The sequence below is a fragment of the Actinomadura rubteroloni genome, from assembly GCF_002911665.1.
Lineage (GTDB): Bacteria > Actinomycetota > Actinomycetes > Streptosporangiales > Streptosporangiaceae > Spirillospora > Spirillospora rubteroloni.
Map to the genome: position 1 here is coordinate 32,985 of NZ_MTBP01000005.1, position 18,617 is coordinate 51,601.

The 18,617-nt window shown below is 75.1% G+C and carries 15 protein-coding genes; 9 read left to right on the forward strand and 6 right to left on the reverse strand.

Annotated features, from left to right (window positions below):
* The first annotated feature begins 64 nt into the window (after positions 1–64).
* The 7 genes from BTM25_RS26815 to BTM25_RS26845 all read left to right on the forward strand — a co-directional run bounded on the left by BTM25_RS26815 (position 65) and on the right by BTM25_RS26845 (position 9,403).
* Complete coding sequence (locus BTM25_RS26815) at positions 65–1,888, forward strand: methylmalonyl-CoA mutase subunit beta (RefSeq protein ID WP_103566022.1); 1,824 nt, start codon at positions 65–67, stop codon at positions 1,886–1,888.
* Positions 1,885–4,098 carry a methylmalonyl-CoA mutase gene (scpA, locus tag BTM25_RS26820; protein WP_103566024.1) on the forward strand — a complete coding sequence of 738 codons (2,214 nt, stop codon included), beginning with the start codon at positions 1,885–1,887 and terminating at the stop codon, positions 4,096–4,098. Before BTM25_RS26815 ends, scpA begins: the two co-directional genes overlap by 4 nt.
* Entirely contained in the window at positions 4,095–5,072 is a 978-nt protein-coding gene (gene meaB / locus BTM25_RS26825) for a methylmalonyl Co-A mutase-associated GTPase MeaB (RefSeq protein ID WP_103566026.1), read from the forward strand. Before scpA ends, meaB begins: the two co-directional genes overlap by 4 nt.
* A gap of 60 nt (positions 5,073–5,132) precedes the next feature.
* Positions 5,133–6,107 (forward strand): GNAT family N-acetyltransferase, encoded by a 975-nt coding sequence (locus tag BTM25_RS26830; RefSeq protein WP_103566028.1) that lies wholly within the window; start codon positions 5,133–5,135, stop codon positions 6,105–6,107.
* A gap of 104 nt (positions 6,108–6,211) precedes the next feature.
* On the forward strand, positions 6,212–7,597 hold the full coding sequence (locus tag BTM25_RS26835) for a hypothetical protein (protein ID WP_103566031.1): 1,386 nt from the start codon (positions 6,212–6,214) through the stop codon (positions 7,595–7,597).
* A gap of 403 nt (positions 7,598–8,000) precedes the next feature.
* Positions 8,001–8,441 carry an HNH endonuclease gene (locus BTM25_RS26840; RefSeq protein WP_103566033.1) on the forward strand — a complete coding sequence of 147 codons (441 nt, stop codon included), beginning with the start codon at positions 8,001–8,003 and terminating at the stop codon, positions 8,439–8,441.
* Between the two features lie 341 nt (positions 8,442–8,782).
* The gene (locus BTM25_RS26845) at positions 8,783–9,403 is read left to right on the forward strand and encodes a dihydrofolate reductase family protein (protein ID WP_103566035.1); all 621 of its coding nucleotides are present in this window, start codon (positions 8,783–8,785) and stop codon (positions 9,401–9,403) included.
* Positions 9,404–9,599: 196 nt separating this feature from the next.
* Here BTM25_RS26845 and BTM25_RS26850 read toward each other — a convergent pair whose 3' ends face one another.
* Positions 9,600–10,652, reverse strand: coding sequence for a Gfo/Idh/MocA family oxidoreductase (locus tag BTM25_RS26850; RefSeq protein WP_103566038.1), 1,053 nt, complete (start codon positions 10,650–10,652; stop codon positions 9,600–9,602).
* Between the two features lie 113 nt (positions 10,653–10,765).
* Between BTM25_RS26850 and BTM25_RS26855 the strand changes: the two genes are divergently transcribed.
* Together BTM25_RS26855 and BTM25_RS26860 are read left to right on the forward strand one after the other, a co-directional pair.
* A complete protein-coding gene (locus BTM25_RS26855) occupies positions 10,766–12,397 on the forward strand; it encodes an FAD-dependent oxidoreductase (protein ID WP_235828720.1) in 1,632 nt (543 codons plus the stop codon).
* Positions 12,394–13,812 carry an ATP-binding protein gene (locus tag BTM25_RS26860; protein WP_103566042.1) on the forward strand — a complete coding sequence of 473 codons (1,419 nt, stop codon included), beginning with the start codon at positions 12,394–12,396 and terminating at the stop codon, positions 13,810–13,812. Before BTM25_RS26855 ends, BTM25_RS26860 begins: the two co-directional genes overlap by 4 nt.
* A 7-nt stretch (positions 13,813–13,819) precedes the next feature.
* On the opposite strand, the gene BTM25_RS26865 is transcribed toward BTM25_RS26860, so the two are convergent.
* From BTM25_RS26865 to BTM25_RS26885, 5 genes are all read right to left on the reverse strand, one after another.
* On the reverse strand, positions 13,820–14,731 hold the full coding sequence (locus tag BTM25_RS26865) for an RlpA-like double-psi beta-barrel domain-containing protein (protein WP_103566045.1): 912 nt from the start codon (positions 14,729–14,731) through the stop codon (positions 13,820–13,822).
* A gap of 119 nt (positions 14,732–14,850) precedes the next feature.
* Positions 14,851–15,645 carry a class II aldolase/adducin family protein gene (locus BTM25_RS26870; protein ID WP_205648297.1) on the reverse strand — a complete coding sequence of 265 codons (795 nt, stop codon included), beginning with the start codon at positions 15,643–15,645 and terminating at the stop codon, positions 14,851–14,853.
* Between the two features lie 83 nt (positions 15,646–15,728).
* Positions 15,729–16,466 (reverse strand): hypothetical protein, encoded by a 738-nt coding sequence (locus tag BTM25_RS26875; RefSeq protein WP_103566046.1) that lies wholly within the window; start codon positions 16,464–16,466, stop codon positions 15,729–15,731.
* Between the two features lie 98 nt (positions 16,467–16,564).
* Complete coding sequence (locus BTM25_RS26880; protein WP_168212258.1) at positions 16,565–17,971, reverse strand: aldehyde dehydrogenase family protein; 1,407 nt, start codon at positions 17,969–17,971, stop codon at positions 16,565–16,567.
* A 75-nt stretch (positions 17,972–18,046) separates the two neighbouring features.
* The gene (locus BTM25_RS26885) at positions 18,047–18,613 is read right to left on the reverse strand and encodes a hypothetical protein (RefSeq protein WP_103566049.1); all 567 of its coding nucleotides are present in this window, start codon (positions 18,611–18,613) and stop codon (positions 18,047–18,049) included.
* Positions 18,614–18,617 lie beyond the last annotated feature (4 nt).

An 18,617-nucleotide genomic window follows, 5' to 3' on the forward strand; every position in this document is an offset into this window, starting at 1 on the left:
GCGTTCGGTCTTGGCGGGCCCCCGCTTTAGCCCGGCGAAGGCGCGCTCGCCTACGATCCGTCCCATGACGGTCCCGCCTGATGAACTCGACCTGGCCGCCGCGTTCCCCCCGGTCGACCGCGACCGCTGGCGGGAGCTGGTCCGGGGGGTCCTGCGCAAGTCCGGGGCGGCGACGGACGACACGCCGCTCGCCGACGTCGAGGGACTGCTGACCCGCGACTCCTACGACGGCGTGCCGCTCGCGCCGCTCTACACCGCCGACGACGCGGTGCCCGGCCGGCCCGGTCTCGCGCCCGCGCCGCGTCCCGTCCGGCCGGACGGCGAGGGCCTCGCGGGCTGGGACGTCCGGCAGCACCACGCCGACCCCGACCCCGCCGCGACGCGCGAGGCGATCCTCGCCGACCTGGAGAACGGCGCGACGTCGGTCTGGCTGGCGCTCGGCGCGGGCGGGCTGCCCGTCGCGTCGCTGGCCGACGCGCTGCGCGGCGTCTACCTCGACCTCGCGCCGGTCGTCCTGGACGCGGGCGCCGAGACCGCCCTCGCGGCCGAGGCGTTCTTCGAGCTGCTCGCGGCCCGGGGCGCCGCCGCGTCGGCCGCCGGGAACCTCGGCGCCGACCCGCTCGGCCGCACCGCGCGCACCGGCGCCGCCGCGCCCGTCGCGGAGGCCGCCGACCTCGCCGTCCGGTGCGTGCGCGGCTTCCCCGCCCTGCGCGCGATCACCGTCGACGCCACCGTCTACCACGACGCGGGCGGCTCGGACGCCGACGAGCTGGGCGCCGCGCTCGCCGCCGCCGTCGCCTACCTGCGCGCGCTGACCGACGCCGGGCTGACCGTGGACGAGGCGTTCGGCCAGATCGACCTGCGCCTCGCCGTCAACGCCGACCAGTTCCTCTCGATCGCCAAGCTGCGCGCCGCGCGCCGCCTCTGGGCGCGGGTCGCCGAGGTCTGCGGCGCGGCCGAGGACACCGCCGCCCGCGTGCACGCCGTGACGTCCGGCGCGATGATGACGCGCCGCGACCCGTGGGTGAACATGCTCCGCACGACCGTCGCGGCGTTCGCGGCGGGCGCGGGCGGCGCCGACGCGGTGACCGTCCGGCCGTTCGACGCGCGGATCGGGCTGCCCGACGCGTTCTCCCGCCGCATCGCCCGCAACACCCAGACCCTCCTGCTGGAGGAGGCGAGCCTGGCCCGCGTCATGGACCCGGCGGGCGGTTCCTGGTACGTCGAGGCGATCACCGACGGCCTCGCGCACGCCGCCTGGGACTGGTTCACCGAGATCGAGCGGGCGGGCGGGCTCGGCGCCGCGCTGGCGTCCGGGCTCGTCGCCGGCCGGGTCGCGGCGACCTGGGAGCGCCGCCGCGCCGACATCGCGCACCGCCGCGCGCCGCTGACCGGCGTCAGCGAGTTCCCGAACCTCGCCGAGAAACTGCCCGAACGCCCGGTCGCGCCGGCGGCGCCCGGCGGGGGATTGCCGGTCGTCCGGTACGCACAGGACTTCGAGGACCTGCGCGACCGCGCCGACGCCCACGCCGCCGCGACCGGCGCCCGGCCCCGCGTCTACCTCGCCGTCCTCGGGCCCGTGGCCGTCCACACCGCGCGCGCGAGCTTCGCCGCCAACCTGTTCCAGGCGGGCGGGATCGAGACCGTCAGCGGGCCGCCGGAGGAGTTCGCCGCGTCCGGCGCGACCGTCGCGTGCCTGTGCTCGTCCGACCGGCTGTACGCCGAGCAGGCCGAGGACGCCGCGCGCGTCCTCAGGGACGCGGGCGCCCGCCGCGTGTGGCTCGCGGGCAAGGGAACCTTCCCCGGCGTCGACGACCGGATCTTCGCCGGATGCGACGCCGTCGCGGTGCTGACGACGACCCTCGGCGACCTGGGAGTGAACCGATGATCCCCGACTTCTCCGCGCTCGGCCTCGGCGACGCCGAGCCCGCCCGCAAGGCCGCCGACCGCTGGCGCGCCGGGGTCGCCGCCGCCACCGGCGCCGACCCGTCCGCGCAGGCGTGGGACACGCCCGAGGGCATCGCCGTCGCGCCGCTGTACACCGCCGACGACCTGGACGGCGTCGACTTCCTCGGCACCCACCCCGGCGTCGCGCCCTATCTGCGCGGCCCCTACCCGGCGATGTACGCGACGCAGCCGTGGACGATCCGCCAGTACGCCGGGTTCTCCACGGCCGAGGAGTCCAACGCGTTCTACCGCCGCAACCTCGCCGCCGGGCAGAAGGGACTGTCGGTGGCGTTCGACCTCGCCACCCACCGCGGCTACGACTCCGACCACCCGCGCGTCGCGGGCGACGTCGGCATGGCGGGCGTCGCGATCGACTCCATCTACGACATGCGGCAGTTGTTCGACGGCATCCCGCTGGACCGCATGAGCGTGTCGATGACGATGAACGGCGCGGTGCTGCCCGTCCTCGCGCTCTACATCGCGGCGGCCGAGGAGCAGGGCGTCAAGCCCGAACAGCTCGCCGGGACCATCCAGAACGACATCCTCAAGGAGTTCATGGTCCGCAACACCTACATCTACCCGCCCGCGCCGTCGATGCGGATCATCTCCGACATCTTCGCGTACACGTCGCAGCGGATGCCGAAGTACAACTCCATCTCGATCTCCGGCTACCACATCCAGGAGGCCGGGGCCACGGCCGACCTGGAGCTGGCGTACACGCTCGCCGACGGCGTCGAGTACATCCGCGCGGGCCGCGACGCGGGCCTGGACATCGACGCGTTCGCGCCCCGGCTGTCGTTCTTCTGGGCCATCGGCATGAACTTCTTCATGGAGGTCGCCAAGCTGCGCGCCGCGCGGCTGCTGTGGGCGCGGCTGGTGAAGCAGTTCGACCCGCAGAACCCGAAGTCGCTGTCGCTGCGGACGCACTCGCAGACGTCCGGCTGGTCGCTCACCGCGCAGGACGTGTTCAACAACGTCGCCCGCACCTGCGTCGAGGCGATGGCCGCCACGCAGGGCCACACCCAGTCGCTGCACACCAACGCGCTGGACGAGGCCCTCGCGCTGCCCACCGACTTCTCCGCGCGCATCGCCCGCAACACCCAGCTCCTGCTCCAGCAGGAGTCCGGCACGACCCGCACGATCGACCCGTGGGGCGGCAGCGCCTACGTCGAACGCCTCACCTTCGACCTCGCCCGCCGCGCGTGGGGGCACATCACCGAGGTCGAGCGGGCGGGCGGGATGGCGCGCGCGATCGACGAGGGGCTGCCGAAACTCCGGATCGAGGAGGCCGCCGCGCGTACGCAGGCCCGCATCGACTCCGGACGCCAGCCCGTCATCGGGGTCAACAAGTACCGGCCGGACGCCGAGGAGTCCATCGACGTCCTCAAGGTCGACAACGCGTCCGTGCGCGCGCAGCAGATCGAGAAGCTGCGGCGGCTGCGGGCCGAGCGCGACGAGCCGTCCGTCCGCGCCGCGCTCGCCGCGCTGACCGCCGCCGCCCGCGCCGCCGAGGACGGGACGCGCCCGTCCGACCTGGCCCACAACCTGCTCGCCCTGGCCATCGACGCCGCCCGCGCCAAGGCCACCGTCGGCGAGATCTCCGACGCGCTGGAGGCCGCCTACGGGCGCCACGCCGCGCAGATCCGTACCATCTCCGGCGTGTACCGGGAGGAGGCGGGCGAGGTGAGCGCCATCGAGGAGGCCCGCGCCGCGACCGGCGCGTTCGCCGAGGCCGAGGGCCGGCGGCCCCGGATCCTCGTCGCGAAGATGGGCCAGGACGGCCACGACCGCGGCCAGAAGGTCATCGCGACCGGGTTCGCCGACCTCGGCTTCGACGTCGACGTGGGCCCGCTGTTCCAGACGCCGGCGGAGGTCGCGCGGCAGGCCGTCGAGGCCGACGTCCACGTCGTCGGCGTGAACTCCCTCGCCGCCGGGCACCTCACGCTGGTGCCCGCGCTGCGGGCGGAGCTGGCCGCGCTGGACCGCGCGGACATCATGATCGTCGTCGGCGGCGTCATCCCGCCGCAGGACTTCGACGAGCTGCGCGCCGCCGGGGCCGCCGCCATCTTCCCGCCCGGCACGGTGCTCGCCGAGGCCGCCCTCGGGCTGCTCGCCGACCTGGCCGGACGGCTCGGGCACGAGGCGGCGTGAAGCCCGGCGCCGCCGACTACGCCGCCGGTGTCCGGGACGGCTCGCGCGCGTGGATCGCGCGTGCGATCACGCTCGTTGAGTCGTCGCGTCCCGACCACCGCGCGCTCGCCCAGGAGGTCCTGGTCGCGCTGACCCCGCACACCGGCGGCGCGCGGCGCGTCGGGATCACCGGGGTGCCGGGCGTCGGGAAGTCCACGTTCATCGACGCGCTCGGGACGGACCTGACCGCCGCCGGGCACCGCGTCGCCGTCCTCGCCGTCGACCCGTCCTCGACCCGGACGGGCGGCAGCATCCTCGGCGACAAGACCCGGATGCAGCGGCTCGCCACCGATCCGCGCGCGTTCATCCGTCCGTCTCCCACCGCCGGGACGCTCGGCGGCGTCGCCCGCGCCACCCGCGAGGCGATGGTCGTGATGGAGGCCGCCGGATACGACGTCGTGCTCGTGGAGACGGTCGGCGTCGGGCAGTCGGAGACCACCGTCGCCGACATGGTCGACTCGTTCCTGTTCCTCACCCTCGCCCGAACCGGGGACCAGCTCCAGGGCATCAAGAAGGGCGTCCTGGAGCTGGCGGACGTCATCGCCGTCAACAAGGCCGACGGCGACCACGCGCGGGAGGCGCGCCGGGCCGCGCGGGAGCTGGCGGGCGCGCTGCGGCTGCTGCGCAGCTCCGAGCGCGAGCACGACGTGCCGGTGCTGACGTGCAGCGGGCTCGACGGGACCGGGCTCGACGACGTCTGGACCAAGCTGGTCGAGCACCAGGACCGGATGCGCGCCTCGGGCGAGCTGGACCGGCGGCGCCGCCGACAGCAGGTCGGCTGGACGTGGGCGATGGTCCACGACCGGCTGCTCGGCGAGCTGCACGCGTCCCCGGCCGTCCGGGCGCTGACGCCGGAACTGGAGGACGCCGTCGCCGCCGGGACGCTCACGCCCGCCCTCGCCGCCGAGCGCCTGCTGGCCGCGTTCGGGCGCTGAGGCGCGGCGCGCCGCCGGTTCGCCGCGTGTCGGACGCGGCCGATCCTGTAAAAAAGGCGAATGGACGTCATCGAGCTGTCCGACCCGACCGACGCGCAGATCCGGCAGTGGCACGACGTGCTCGTGGCGGTGAGCGCGGGCGACCCGTCCGCCGGTCCGGCGCCCGGGGCCGAGCACACCGCCGCGCGGCTGCTCGGCGCCGACCGGGGCTCGCCGGAGCGGTTCTGGGCGGTGCCCGCGGGGGACGGCTTCGCGGCCGTCGCGGCGCTGCGGCTGCCCGGCGGGCCCGGCGCGGACCGGCCGGGGGAGATCGACGTCCAGGTGCGTCCGGAGCGGCGCCGCGCCGGGCTCGGACGGTCGCTGGTGCGCTCGGCCGCGGGCGCGCTGCGCGCCGACGGACGGCCCGGGGTCATCGCGCAGGTGTCGGCGGGGACGCCCGCCGTGCCCTTCCTGGAGGCGCACGGCTTCACCTGCGTGCTGACGCTGCGGGGGCTCGTGCTGCGGCTGGCCGACCTGCCGCCGGGACGGGTCGCGGGGCTGCTTTCCGCTGGTCCGTCCGGGTACACGCTCGTCCGGTGGCGGGGGACGGTGCCCGACGAGCACGCCGGCGCCCTCGCCCGCGCCAAGGACGCGATGGCGGACCTGGTCGAGTACGAGGGCGTGCCGTGGGACGCCGACCGCGTGCGCGAGATGGGGGAGCTGGTCGCCAAGCGCGGGGACTCCCTCTACACCGTCGCGGCCTTGCACGACGGGGCGATCGCGGGGTTCACCGAGCTGGTCGTCCCGGCGGGCGGCGGGGACCGCGCCGCGCAGTACGACACGGCGGTCGTGCCCGAGCACCGGGGACGGCGGCTCGGGATCTGGATGAAGGCCGCGATGCTGGACTGGGTCCGGTCCGAGCTGCCCGGCATCCGGGAGATCGAGACGGACAACGCGGGCGACAACCCGCACATGCTCGCGGTGAACGAGGAGCTGGGGTTCCTCCCGGAGCGGGAGACGCGGGAGTACCACGCGCTGGTCGCCGACCTGCCCTAGCGGGGTTATCCCCAGAACGAGGTTCTGGTTTCGGTGCCGGGGGTGTTCCGGCGAGCCTGGTCGCACGGTCCCCGCCCGGGGGCCGTTCCGACGGGAGGCCCGCCATGCACGCTTTTCTGGAGATCCCCGCGCCCGGCGCCCCGGCCGGCCGGTTCCTCGTGGCCGGCCCGGTCGCGCCGCCCCGCGCCGCCGCGCTGCGCGCGTCGCTCGCCCGGGGGCGGGGACGCACGGCCGCGCTCGCCCTCGACCTGCTCGGCTCGCCGTACCTGACGCTCACCGCCTGTCCCGCGCCGCCGGTGCCGGACGACCTGACCGGGCCGGGGATCGCGGCGGTGCGCCGGGCCGCGCGGCACACCCTGGTGACGCTCCGGCCGGACCCCTCGGCCGGGCCTTCGCGGACGGGCCGCCGGTTCCTCGCGCAGCGGCTCGTGGCCCGCGCCGCCGCGCACGCGTCGGGCGGATGCGCCGTGGACCTGGACGCCCGCCGGATCCTCGACCGCGACGTCGGGCCGCCGCGCGAGCCGGACGCCTTCGTGCTGGACTTCACCTGGCTGAGCGTGTTCGTCATGTGGGCGGGGTCGGGGCGGATCCGCGCGTTCACGCGGGGACTCGCCCGGTTCGGCCTGCCGGAGTTGTCGGTGCGGACGGCGCCCCTCGGTCACCTGCTGACGGCGGCGAACGTCCTGCGCGGGACGGCGGCGGGCCTGCTCAACGAGTACCTGACCACCAGAACGCGTCCAAGACCGTCCGGCGCCTCGCCCGGCCGCGCCTCCGCCGACGCGACCACCAGCGCCGCACGCGCCGACCCGTCCGTCCGCCCATGCACCTGCCCGCTCGGCACCGCGCCCGGCAGTCCGTCCGGCTGCACGTGCGGCAGCGCGTGCGGCAGCGCGCCCGGCAGCGGGTCCGGCACCGCGTCCGGCGACACGTGCGGCAGTCCGTCCGGCTGCGGGTCTGGCAGCCCGCCTGGCGGTGCGCGCGTCCGTTCGTCCGGCAGCCCGTGCGGCTGCGCGTGCGGCGGCGTGTCCAGCAGTCCGTCCGGCTGCGTGTGCGGCGGCCCGTCCGGCAGCCCGCCTGGTGGTGCGCGCGTCCGGTCGTCCGGCAGCGCGGCTCGTGGCGCGTGTGGGTGTCCGCCTGGCAGCCGGTCCGGCAGTTCGTCTGGCGATCCGGGCGGCGGCACGGGCGGCGGCCCGTCCGGCGGCCCGTTGAAGAGGGCGTCCGAGAGTTCGGGTGCGGGGTTGTGGCGTCTTCGTGCGGATCGGATCGTCGACCCGGACGACGTGCTGCGCTACTGGGGGGCGGAGCCGCTGTGGCGGAGGCGAGGGCTCGCGGTGCGGCTGGTCATGCCCGGTACGGCCGGCCTTCCCGGGGGCTCGGGCGGGTGGACGCTGGAGGTCGTCCCGCCGCCCGACGGCGACGGGGCGCGGTGGTGGGACGAACGCGCCGCGCGGCTGATTCCGCCGCTCAGCCGCCCCGTGAAGAACCGGTGAATACTCGCGCCGCCCGTCCTTTCCGCAGGGGAAACCCGCCGGGTTCTCGTTGCGGCCCGCGGGTTCCCGGCGGATATCCCGGCACCCGAAAAACAAGGAGCGAACGGTTGATCGCGCGTCTTCTCGGCGTCGGACGCCCCACGCGCGCGGGCGCCGGGGCCGTCGGGGACCGCCCGCGATCGGCGGAAACGTCGCCGCGACCCGGAAAATGGCGCCGCGCGCGCGGTATCCTCCAGATCGTAAATACCTTGCCGTCACCGGCCCGGCTGGGCATTCTGAGGACGCCCGCGAACGCGGGAACGAAACGGAATGCCATTTCCCCCGGCCGCCGGAACCGGCGGCGCGGGAAACCGGGTTCGAGTCCCGGCGGGGGAGCGGGCGCACGAGCGGCAGGAGGCGACCGATGGACGTACTGGTCCTCAACGCGTCGTACGAGCCCTTCCAGAAGGTGGACCTGCGACACGCCATACGCATGCTGGTCCGCGAGGTGGCCGTGGTCGAGGAGGCGGAGGAAGGCCGCACGATCGGGCGGTTCCCCGTCCCCCGCGTGCTGCGCCTCGTCCGCTACGTGGCGATGCGCTGGCGCCACGGCCGCCGCCCCCCGTGGAGCAAGCGCGGCGTCTACCTGCGCGAACGCGGCACCTGCGGCTACTGCGGCGGGCGCGGCCACACGATCGACCACGTCTTTCCGCAGTCGCGCGGCGGCGCCGACACCTGGGAGAACACCGTCCTCGCCTGCGGCAAGTGCAACAACCGCAAGGGCAACAAGACGCCCGGCGAAGCAGGCATGCGCCTGCGCGTCGCCCTGCGCGTCCCGACCTGGAACGAACTGTTCGACCTCTGACCGGCCCTTCAGCTTCCCTCTGCGGGAGGGCTTGATCATCCGTAGGATCGGGCGCCCCGGCCTTCCCCGAATCCCGGGGAAGGTCGGCGGAAACCTGCTGCGGTCCCGCCGCAACAACCGGCGTCTGCGGCGCCTGCTCCTCCTGGTCTGCGCTGAGACGAATCACATGACAAGACGCACACGCGAGGACCACGGCCTCCAACCACGCCGTGACGGGCCTTCAGGACGGACGGGATCAAACCGCCCTGCGCGATCGGGGGAAGTCCGGTCGGCTGCGCCGCGCTGTTGCCGTTCGGCGCGCATGGTTGCCGCGAGCCGGCCTGCGCGCCCAGCATGGGCGCATGAGGCTGACGACGATGACGCAGGTGACCGTGGACGGTGTGATGCAGGGCAACGGTCACGCGACTCCCGAGGAACTGGCGAGCGGGTTCACCCGGGACGGCTGGGCGCTCGGAGCATTCGCCGACGACACCGGCGAGATGATCACCGAGACCTACCAGCGGGCGGACGCGTTCCTGTTCGGGCGGCGCACGTACGAGATGTTCGCCGAGACCTGGGGCACCCGGCCGGAGATGCAGGCGCACCCCATCGGGGTGGCGCTCAACGGGGCGCAGAAGTACGTCGCGTCCAACAGCCTCAAGCAACCATCGTGGGGACCCGTCACACTGCTCGCCGGGGACGCGACCACAGCGATCAAGGAACTGAAGGAATCGTCACCGGGCGAGATCCAGGTGCACGGGAGCGCGACCCTGATCCGCTCGCTGCTCGCCGCCGACCTGGTGGACGAACTGACCCTGCTGGTCGTCCCCGTGCTTCTCGGACAGGGGATGCGGCTGTTCCCGGACGACGGGCCCGCCGCCGCGCTCGAAGTCATCAGCTCCCACACCGACGCGAGGGGCGTCGGCGTGCACGTGTACCGGCCGACCGGACAACCGGAGTTCCACCCGGCGCGGCCGACGTAGGCGGACGGCACCGCCCGCCTCCTACGCGGCCGGACCGCCCGGCGGGACCGCCCGGCCGTCCGATCCCGGCCGGCCGGGACGCGTGCCACGCGTGCCGCATGCGCCGGAACCCCGTGTCTCTCGACGTTCGGCGGCTTCAGGCTTGAATGCGGGTGTCGTTTACTCTTGTCGTCCGGCGTGCAGCGGCTCGGGTGGGTCAGGGGGCCGGGGCTGTCGGGGTGCCGGTGCGGGCGGCGGTCTGGGCGGCTTCGATGATCTCCAGGCCGGTGATGGCGTCGGCGAGGGTCACCGGGGGTGGTTCTTCGCCGGTCAGGGTGCGGGCCACTGCCGCGTAGAACTCTTGGTAGGCGCCCGGGGCGGTGGGTTCGGGGGTTGTCGCGCCGGGGGTTCCGAGGCGGCCGTAGCGGGGCGGGGGGACCTGGCCCCAGCCTGCGTCGAGGGGGGTGCCGCCCGCGCGCAGGGCGTCCTCCTGGGGGTCCATGCCGTGGACGGTGTAGGACGCCGCGGAGCCGAGGACGCGGAAGCGCGGGCCGAGGTCGGACGCGACTGCGCTCATCCACAGGTGGGAACGTTCCCCGCCGGGGTGGGTGAGGGCCACGAAGACGTCGTCGGGGGTGCGGGCGCCGGGACGGCGCGTGTCGATCTCCGCGTGGACGAGGTCGGGGCGGCCGAACAGCGCGACGGCCTGGTCGATGAGGTGGGAGCCGAGGTCGAAGAGGATCCCGCCCGCGTCGCGCGGGTCGCCGCTCTCGCGCCAGCCCGTCTTCACCTCGGGCCGCCAGCGTTCGAAGCGCGACTCGAAGCGGCGGACGGTGCCGAGCGCGCCGCCCTCGACCAGGCGCCGGACGGTCCGGAAGTCCCCGTCCCAGCGGCGGTTGTGGAACGGGATGACCGGCAGGCCGCGCACGGCGCTCAGCGCGGCCAGCGAGCGGGCGTCGGCGGCGGACGCGGCCACCGGCTTGTCCAGGACGACCGGGATGCCCGCCGTCAGCGCGGTGCGCGCAAGCGGAACGTGGTACCGGTTCGGGGCCGTCACGACGACGAGGTCGTACCGGCCGGTGGACTCCCACAGCCGGTCCGCGCTGTCGAGCACGGACGCCTCGGGGTACCGCTCGCGCACCGCCGCCGCCCGCCCCGCGTCCGCCGTGACGACGGCGTCGAGCCGCAGCCCCGGCGTCGTCGCGATCAGCGGCGCGTGGAACGCCGAGCCTCCGATTCCGTACCCGATGAGCGCCACCCGCAGTGTCATGCTCCGATCATGGCCGATCGGGTGACGGGCCGTGCCGCCGGGGGCATCGGCGAACCGTGATGATCCGCGCACGTCGTACGCTGTCGGGACGTGCCGCAACGCAAGGGGTGAACGTGTCCAAACCTGTGATCCTTACGGTCGACGACGACCCGAGCGTCTCCCGCGCGGTGGCGCGCGACCTGCGCCGCCGCTACGCGGAGGAGTTCCGGATCGTCCGGGCCGAATCCGGACCGCTGGCGCTGGACGCGCTCGCCGAGCTGAAACTGCGCGGCGACGACACGGCGGTCCTGCTCGCCGACCACCGGATGCCCGAGATGACCGGCGTCGAGTTCCTCGAACGCGCGATGGACCTGTACCCGTTCGCGCGGCGGGTCCTGCTGACCGCCTACGCCGACACCGACGCCGCCATCCAGGCGATCAACGTCGTGGACCTCGACCACTACCTGCTGAAGCCGTGGAACCCGCCGGAGGAGAAGTTCTACCCGGTGATCGACGCGCAGGTCGACGCGTGGCGGCGGACCGAGCGGCGCCGCCCGGCGGACCTGCGCGTCGTCGGGCACCGCTGGTCGGCGCGGTCCTACGAGGTCCGCGACTTCCTGGCCCGCAACCAGGTCCCGTACACGTTCCTGCTCGACACCGTCCCCGAGGCGGTGGAGCTGGTGAAGGCGGCGGGCTCCCCGGACCTCCCGCTCGTCGTGACGGCCGATGGATCGTTCCTCGCCGCGCCGTCGGACGCCGAGCTGGCCGCCGCCGTCGGCCTCACCACCGAGGCGGGCGCGGACTTCTACGACCTGGTCGTCGTCGGGGCGGGCCCGGCCGGGCTCGGCGCGGCGGTGTACGGGGCGTCGGAGGGCCTGCGGACGGTCCTGATCGAGCAGCACGCGTCCGGCGGGCAGGCCGGCCAGAGTTCGCGGATCGAGAACTACCTCGGGTTCCCCGACGGCGTGTCCGGCGCGCAGCTCGCCGACCGCGCCCGCCGCCAGGCCGAGCGGTTCGGCGTCGAGCTGGTCACGACGGGCCGCGTCACCGGGCTGGAGGCGCGCGGGCAGGCGCGGGTCGTCCGGCAGGCGGACGGCACGGAGATCGCCGCGCACGCCGTCATCCTCGCGACCGGCGTGTCGTACCGGCGGCTGACCGCGCCGGGCCTGGACGCGTTCACCGGGCGCGGCGTGTTCTACGGCGCCGCGACGGCCGAGACGCCGGGCTGCGCCGGGCAGGAGGTGTTCGTCGTCGGCGGGGCGAACTCGGCCGGGCAGTGCGCGGTGCACCTGGCGCGGACGGCCGAGCGCGTCCACCTCGTCGTCCGCGCGGCGGGCCTGGAGACGTCGATGTCGCACTACCTGATCGAGCAGATCGCCGCGCTGCCGAACGTCCGGGTCCACTGCCGCACGGCCGTCACGGCGGCCGACGGCGACGACCACCTGGAGCGCCTCACGCTGAGCGGCCCGGACGGCGAGTGGACGGCCGACGCGCAGTACCTGTTCGTGTTCATCGGCGCCGAGCCCCGCACGGACTGGCTGGGCGCCGACGTGGAACGCGACGCGGCCGGCTACGTCCTCACCGGCCCGGACATATCGGCGCCGGGCGGGACGGCCGTCCGCGCGCCCTACTTCCTGGAGACGAGCCTGCCGGGCGTGTTCGCGGCGGGCGACGTGCGCGCCGGGTCCATCAAACGGGTGGCGGCGGCGGTCGGCGACGGTGCGATGGCGGTGGCGCTCGTCCACCGCTACCTGGAGGGGTCATGACGGAGGTCGCGCCCGCGCGGCTGGGCGAGCTGTTCCTGTTCGAGGACCTGGACGAGCGCAAGCTCGCGTGGCTGGCCGAGCACGGCGCCGTCCGCTCCTACGCCGAGGGCGAGTCGGCGTGCGTGCAGGGCGAGCCCGCCGAGTTCCTCTTCGTGCTGCTGGACGGCTCGGTGTCGATGGTCCAGATGGTGCGCGGCCATGAGGCGGAGCTGACGCGAAGCTCCCAGCCCGGCGTGTACGGCGGCGCGGTCCAGGCGTACATCGGCGACCGGATCGAGCAGCGCTACCAGCACACGCTGCGGGCGGTGCGGCCGTCCACGATGTTCGTGCTGCCCGCCCGCAAGTTCGCGATGGCCGTCCGCAAGTGGTTCCCGATGGCGACGCACCTGCTGGAGGGCGTGTTCTTCGGGATGAACAACGCCCGCCGCATCGTGGACCAGCGCGAGCGGCTGACCGCGCTCGGCACGCTCACGGCGGGCCTGACGCACGAGCTGAACAACCCGGCCGCCGCCGCGTCCCGCGCGAGCGCCGAGCTGGGGGAGCGCCTGGGGTCGGCGCAGCGGCGGCTCGGCGAGCTGGCGGCGGGCGGCGTGGACTGCGAGCGGATCGCCGCGATCGTGTCGCTGCGCGAACGCCTCGCCGGATCGGCCGCGTGCAAGGTCGCCCGCGACCCGATCGCCGTCAGCGACGCCGAGGACGAGATCGGCGCATGGCTGGACGAGCACGACGTCCCCGACGCGTGGGACCTCGCGCCCGAACTGGTCGCCGCCGGGATCGGCCCGGCCGAGGCCGAGCAGGTCGCGGCGGCGGCGGGCGACCGCCTCCCGGCGGCGATGGCGTGGCTGGCCGAGGTCCTGGAGGTCGCGCAGCTCCAGGCCGAGATCGCCGAGGCGACCGGGCGGATCAGCGCGCTGCTGGAGTCGGCCCGCCAGTACTCCCAGCTCGACCGCGCGCCCTACCAGCCCGCCGACCTCGGGTCCCTGCTCGACAGCACGCTGACGATGCTGCACCGCAAGATCGGGCCGAAGGTGACGGTCCGGACGTCCTACGACCCGGACCTGCCGCCCGTCCCCGCGTTCGCCGCCGAGTTGAACCAGGTGTGGACGAACCTCATCGTCAACGCCCTCTACGCGATGGAGGGCGCGGGCACGCTGACGATCACGACGGCCCGCGACGGCGACACGGCCGTCGTCGTGGTCGGCGACACCGGAGCGGGCGTCGCCGAGGAGGACATGGACCGCCTGTTCACGCCGTTCTTCACGACCAAGCCGGTCGGGCAGGGCACCGGGCTCGGCCTGGACATCTCCTGGCGGATCGTCGTGGACCGGCACGGCGGCGACATCCGCGTGACGTCGCGTCCGGGCGACACGCGGTTCGAGGTCCGGCTGCCGCTGACGGCCGACCGGACGCCGTGACGGGCGCTCACCTCCGGAACGCCAGGTCGTGGCCGGGGCCGGACGTCCGGTAGACGGGCCCGGCCCCGAACGCGAGCACCTCGAACCGGACCGGGACGGCGTGGACGCGCCGTCCGGTGAGCGCCGCCATCATCGGCTCGGACAGGTCGATGATCGCGGGCGGCGCGTGCTGCGCGACCGCCCACGCGGCGGGCCCGAAGTCCTGGACGACTCCGACCGCGCTCCGCCCGCGGTAGCTGACGCGGACGCGCGTGCCGAGCGGCCAGTACGGGCTCGCGACCGTCCGGGCCGACATGCGGGCGCCGCGCGCGGTGGCCGCGTCCCAGAACGACGTGGCGGTGGCGACGCCGCGGGGCAGCCGCGCCCCGCGCCCGGCCCGGTACGAGGCCCGGGGCGAGGTTCCGTGCGAGACCCGGTGCGACGCGTAAGGACGCGCCGGACGGTACCCGGCGGCAGCGGCGGACCGGGTGCCGTCGGGGAGCGGCCCGGTGCGCACCGGGCGCGGCGCCTCGGCCTCCGGGACCTGCAGCGCGAACGCCGCCGCCCCGCCCGCGACGATGAGCGCCGTCGCGCCCGGGGCGGCGAACAGCGCGAGCATCCCGCGCCGCCGCCGGGCGCGCCGCACGTCCGGCGGGGCCGGGACGGGCGCCTCGGGGAGCGCGAAGTCGCCGAGCAGAGCCCGCAGGTGGTCCTCGACGGCGCGCTCGCTGATCTCCAGCAGCGCCGCGAGCCGCGCCGTCCGGCGGCCCGCCACGAGCAGGCCGAAGACGTGCTGCTCGGCGGCGGTCAGCTCGGCCCGGTTGTGCCGCAGGACGCGCGTCCGGGGCGCCGCGACGCCCGGCGGGACGCCGTCGGCCCGCAGGAGCAGGCGGGTGAGGAGCATGAGCTGATCGGCGGCGTCCCGAGCGCGTGCGTCCACCGCGTCCCTCCGGTCCTGCTGGCCCCGTCCGTCATGGATCGGGTACTCAGCGTAGGGATCAGGACGCGCACGAACGGCGGAACGACGAAACGCTATGAAAAGTCAGGAAAGTCGGATTGCTACTCGAACAGGTCCGGCTGCTCCCGCGTGATCTGGTCGTGCAGCGGCTGGTAGTTCACCCAGCCCGCGATGTCGTTCCCGATCTGCTTGTGCGTCAGGGCCGCGTTCGCCGGCTCGATCGGCACGACCGTCCCGGCCGCCTTGGCGACGAGCTGCACCTGGCACGACCGCTCCATCGTGATGAACCACCACGCGGCGGCGTCCACCGTGCTGCCGACCGTGAGCAGACCGTGGTTCCGCAGGATGACGGCCTTGTTGTCGCCGAGGGCGGCGGCGATGCGCTTGCCCTCCTCCAGGTCGGTGACGACGCCGGTGTAGTCGTCGAACAGGCCGTGGTCCTCGTAGAACGCGCAGACGTCCTGCGTGATCGGCTCCAGCTTCTGACCGAGCGCCGACAGCGCGCGCCCGTAGGTGGAGTGGCTGTGCGCGGCGGCGACGACGTCCGGACGGGCCTGGTGCACCTGCGAGTGGATCGCGAACGCCGCCTCGTTCACCGGGTAGCGGCCCTCCACGACCTGGCCCTGGTGGTTGACGAGGATCAGGTCGCTGACGCGGACGTGCTTGAACGACAGCCCGAACGGGTTCACCCAGAAGTGGTCGGTTTGCTCGGGGTCGCGCGCGGTGATGTGCCCGGCGACGCCCTCCTCGAACCCGAGCTTCCCGAACAGCCGCAGCGCCGCCGCCAGCCGCTCCTTGCGGTGCCGGCGCTCCTCCTCCACCGTCGCGAAGGACGGCGGCAGCCGGAAGATCAGATCGGTCGGGATGTTCCTCGTCAGATCCTCGTTGTTGGCCATGAACCCTCCTCGGCGAGCGCGATGCCTCCACCTTACGGCCGGATTCCTGCCCTAACGAGCCTGCTGACCGAAACGGCGGCCGGTCACTCGTAGAGCTGCCCGCAGACCGCGATCCGCGCCAGGTCCTCCCAGGTCACCGTGGTCAGCGGCCGGACGGGCGACCGCGTCGGCCCGCCGTCGGACGGGACCCGGGCGCCGTCGGACACGTCCCAGCCGCCGACGGCGCCCGCCACCGCGCACTCCAGGTACGTCGCCGGGTCGAAGTTGCACCAGCGCGGCGGGGTCGGGCGCGGTCCCGAGCCGGACGGGCGCGGCGCGTCCACGCCGAACCGGCCGCGCGGCCCCGGCGGCGCGGTGACGAAGTCCTCCAGATCGGCGATCTGGGCGATCAGCACGCGCTCCCAGTCGGCGTGGTCGCGGGGCCCGGCGCCGGGCAGCAGCAGGTCCCGGCCGGCCCACTTGGGGTCGAACGGCGCGGGGGAGACCGCGACCGCCGCCGAGAACAGCGCCGCCGCGTCGTCGGCCTCCAGGTCGTCGCGCTCGCGCAGCGGCAGGCTCACCTTCCACAGCGCGCGCAGGAACCCCGACAGCGACCACGAGCCCGCCCGCGTGTCGCGGCCGACCCGCAGCACGTGGAGGTACAGGTCGCGGTTGGTGCGGACGGACGGCGCGAACGGCCCCTCCACCCAGTACATCTGGCGGTGCGGCACCCCGCTCTCCAGGACGAGCACCTGCGCGAGCGCGGCGACGCGGGAATCGTGCGCGGACACATGGAACTCGTTGCCCAGGTCGTCCTGACGCATGACGTCCCATGTGCCCATACGGTCTCCCCGTTCTGCTGTCGCCGGCGGTGACGCCGATGCCCGTCCGCGCGATTGTCGCATCGACGGGCCGGTCGCCGCGGCGCGGGGCGCGCCGGTCATCCGCGCGCCCGGTGGACGACCTGCAGTTCGGTGAACCCGTGCAGCCCGTGCGGCCCGTTCTCGACGCCGAGCCCGCTCCACTTGAACCCGCCGAACGGCTGGTGCGGCGCGAGCGCGAGATGGGTGTTCACCCAGGCGGTCCCGCATTCGAGCCGCCCGGCGATCCCGGCGGCGCGGTCGGCGTCGGCGCCCCACACCGAGCCCGAGAGCCCGAAGAGGGTGCCGTTGGCGCGGGCGACGGCCTCCTCGACCGTCCGGTACCGGAGGACCGGGAGCGCCGGGCCGAACTGCTCCTCGTCCACGACCCGCGCGCCGTCGGGGACGTCGGCGAGGATCGTCGGCGCGAAGAAGTAGCCGGGGCCGGGCAGCGGCCCGCCGCCCGCCGCCGCGCGGGCTCCGCCCGCGAGCGCCTCGGCGACCAGCTCCCCGACGCGCTCGAACTGCGGACGGTTGTTCACCGGCCCGTACTGCACGCCCTCGGTCATGCCGTCGCCGACGCGGGCGGCGCGGGCCTGCGCGGCGAGCGCGTCGACCACGTCGTCGTACAGGGCGTCGGGGACGTAGACGCGCTTGACCGCCGAGCAGACCTGGCCGTTGTTGGCGAACGCGGCGCCGAACAGCCGTCCGGCGACGGCCGCCGGGTCGACGTCGTCCAGCAGGATCGCCGCGTCGTTGCCGCCGAGCTCCAGCGTCACGCGCTTCAGGTCGGGCGCCGCCGCCGCGGCCACCCGCCGCCCGGTCGCGACGCTGCCGGTGAAGCTGATCTTGCGCGGGACGGGATGGGACGTCATCCACGCGCCCAGCTCGTCCCCGCCCGTCACGACGTTGAGGACGCCGGGCGGCAGGACGTCCCGCAGCGCCTCGCCGAGCACCAGGCTGGACAGCGGCGTGTACGGCGACGGCTTCAGCACGACCGTGTTGCCCGCGAGCAGCGCCGGGGCGAGCTTCCACGCGGCCAGCAGCAGCGGGTAGTTCCACGGCGTGATGGCCGCGACCACGCCGACCGGGCGGCGCACGACCTCGACCAGCGCCCGCTCGTCGTCCTGGATGATCTCCCGGGGCAGGTCCAGCTCGGCGTAGTACTTGAACCAGACCCCTGCCCCGGCGACCTCCAGCGCCGCCTCGCCGAGCGGCTTGCCCTGCTCCAGCGTGACGATCCGGCCGATCTCCTCCGCCCGCGCGAACAGCAGGTCGGCGACGGCGAGCAGGGCCTTTCGCCGCGCGTCCTCGTCCGCCCGCCAGCCGGGCAGCGCCCGGGCCGCCGCCTCCATCGCCGCGTCGAGCTGGGCGCGCGAGGCGCCCGGCGCGTGCCCGGCGACGCGGCCGGTGGCCGGGTTCACCACGCCGAACGCGGCGTCCCCGGCGACGGCCCGGCCGTCGATCGTCATCGTCAGGTCGGCCACCGCGGTTCCTCCTCGGGCGAATCCGAATGGTGTTCAGTCAGTATTCACCCGGGACGGCGGCGGACTCCACGGAACTCAGGATCCGAGGACCCGGTCCAGGAGCGTCCGGTACTCGCGCAGCGCGAGCCGCAGCCGCTCGGTGTCGGACGCGGCGTCGTCCTCGTCGCGCGGGGAGAGCGCGAGCCTGCGCTGGGCGAGCGCGCGGCCGAGCGCGTCCACGGCCTCGCCGGTCAGCTCGTCGGCGCGGCGGACGGCGTCGCCGGGGTCGTCCACGAACGCGGCCTGCACGTCGTGCCAGCGCCGCCGGAACCCCTCGGCCTCGCCGGTGTCGAGCAGCCGGTCGCTCGGCGCGGGGCGCGCGTCGGCGTCCGGGCGCGGGTGCTCGCCGGGGACGGCGGCCGGACGGTCGGCGACCGTCCGCAGCGGCCCGGTCCCGGGTCCGCCGCCGGGGCCGTGGCCGGGCCCGGAGCCCGCGACGCGGCGGTCCGGCGTGCGCCGGGGCAGCTCGGGCGGCGCGACGGGCGCGGCCGGTGCGGCGGGCGGCGCGGCCGGGCGGCCGGCGGCCGTCCCGTGGCCCGCGGCGTGGCCGGTGGTCGGGTCCGTGGTGAGGTCCGTGCGCTGGTCGGTCGAGTGGCGGTCCATGAGG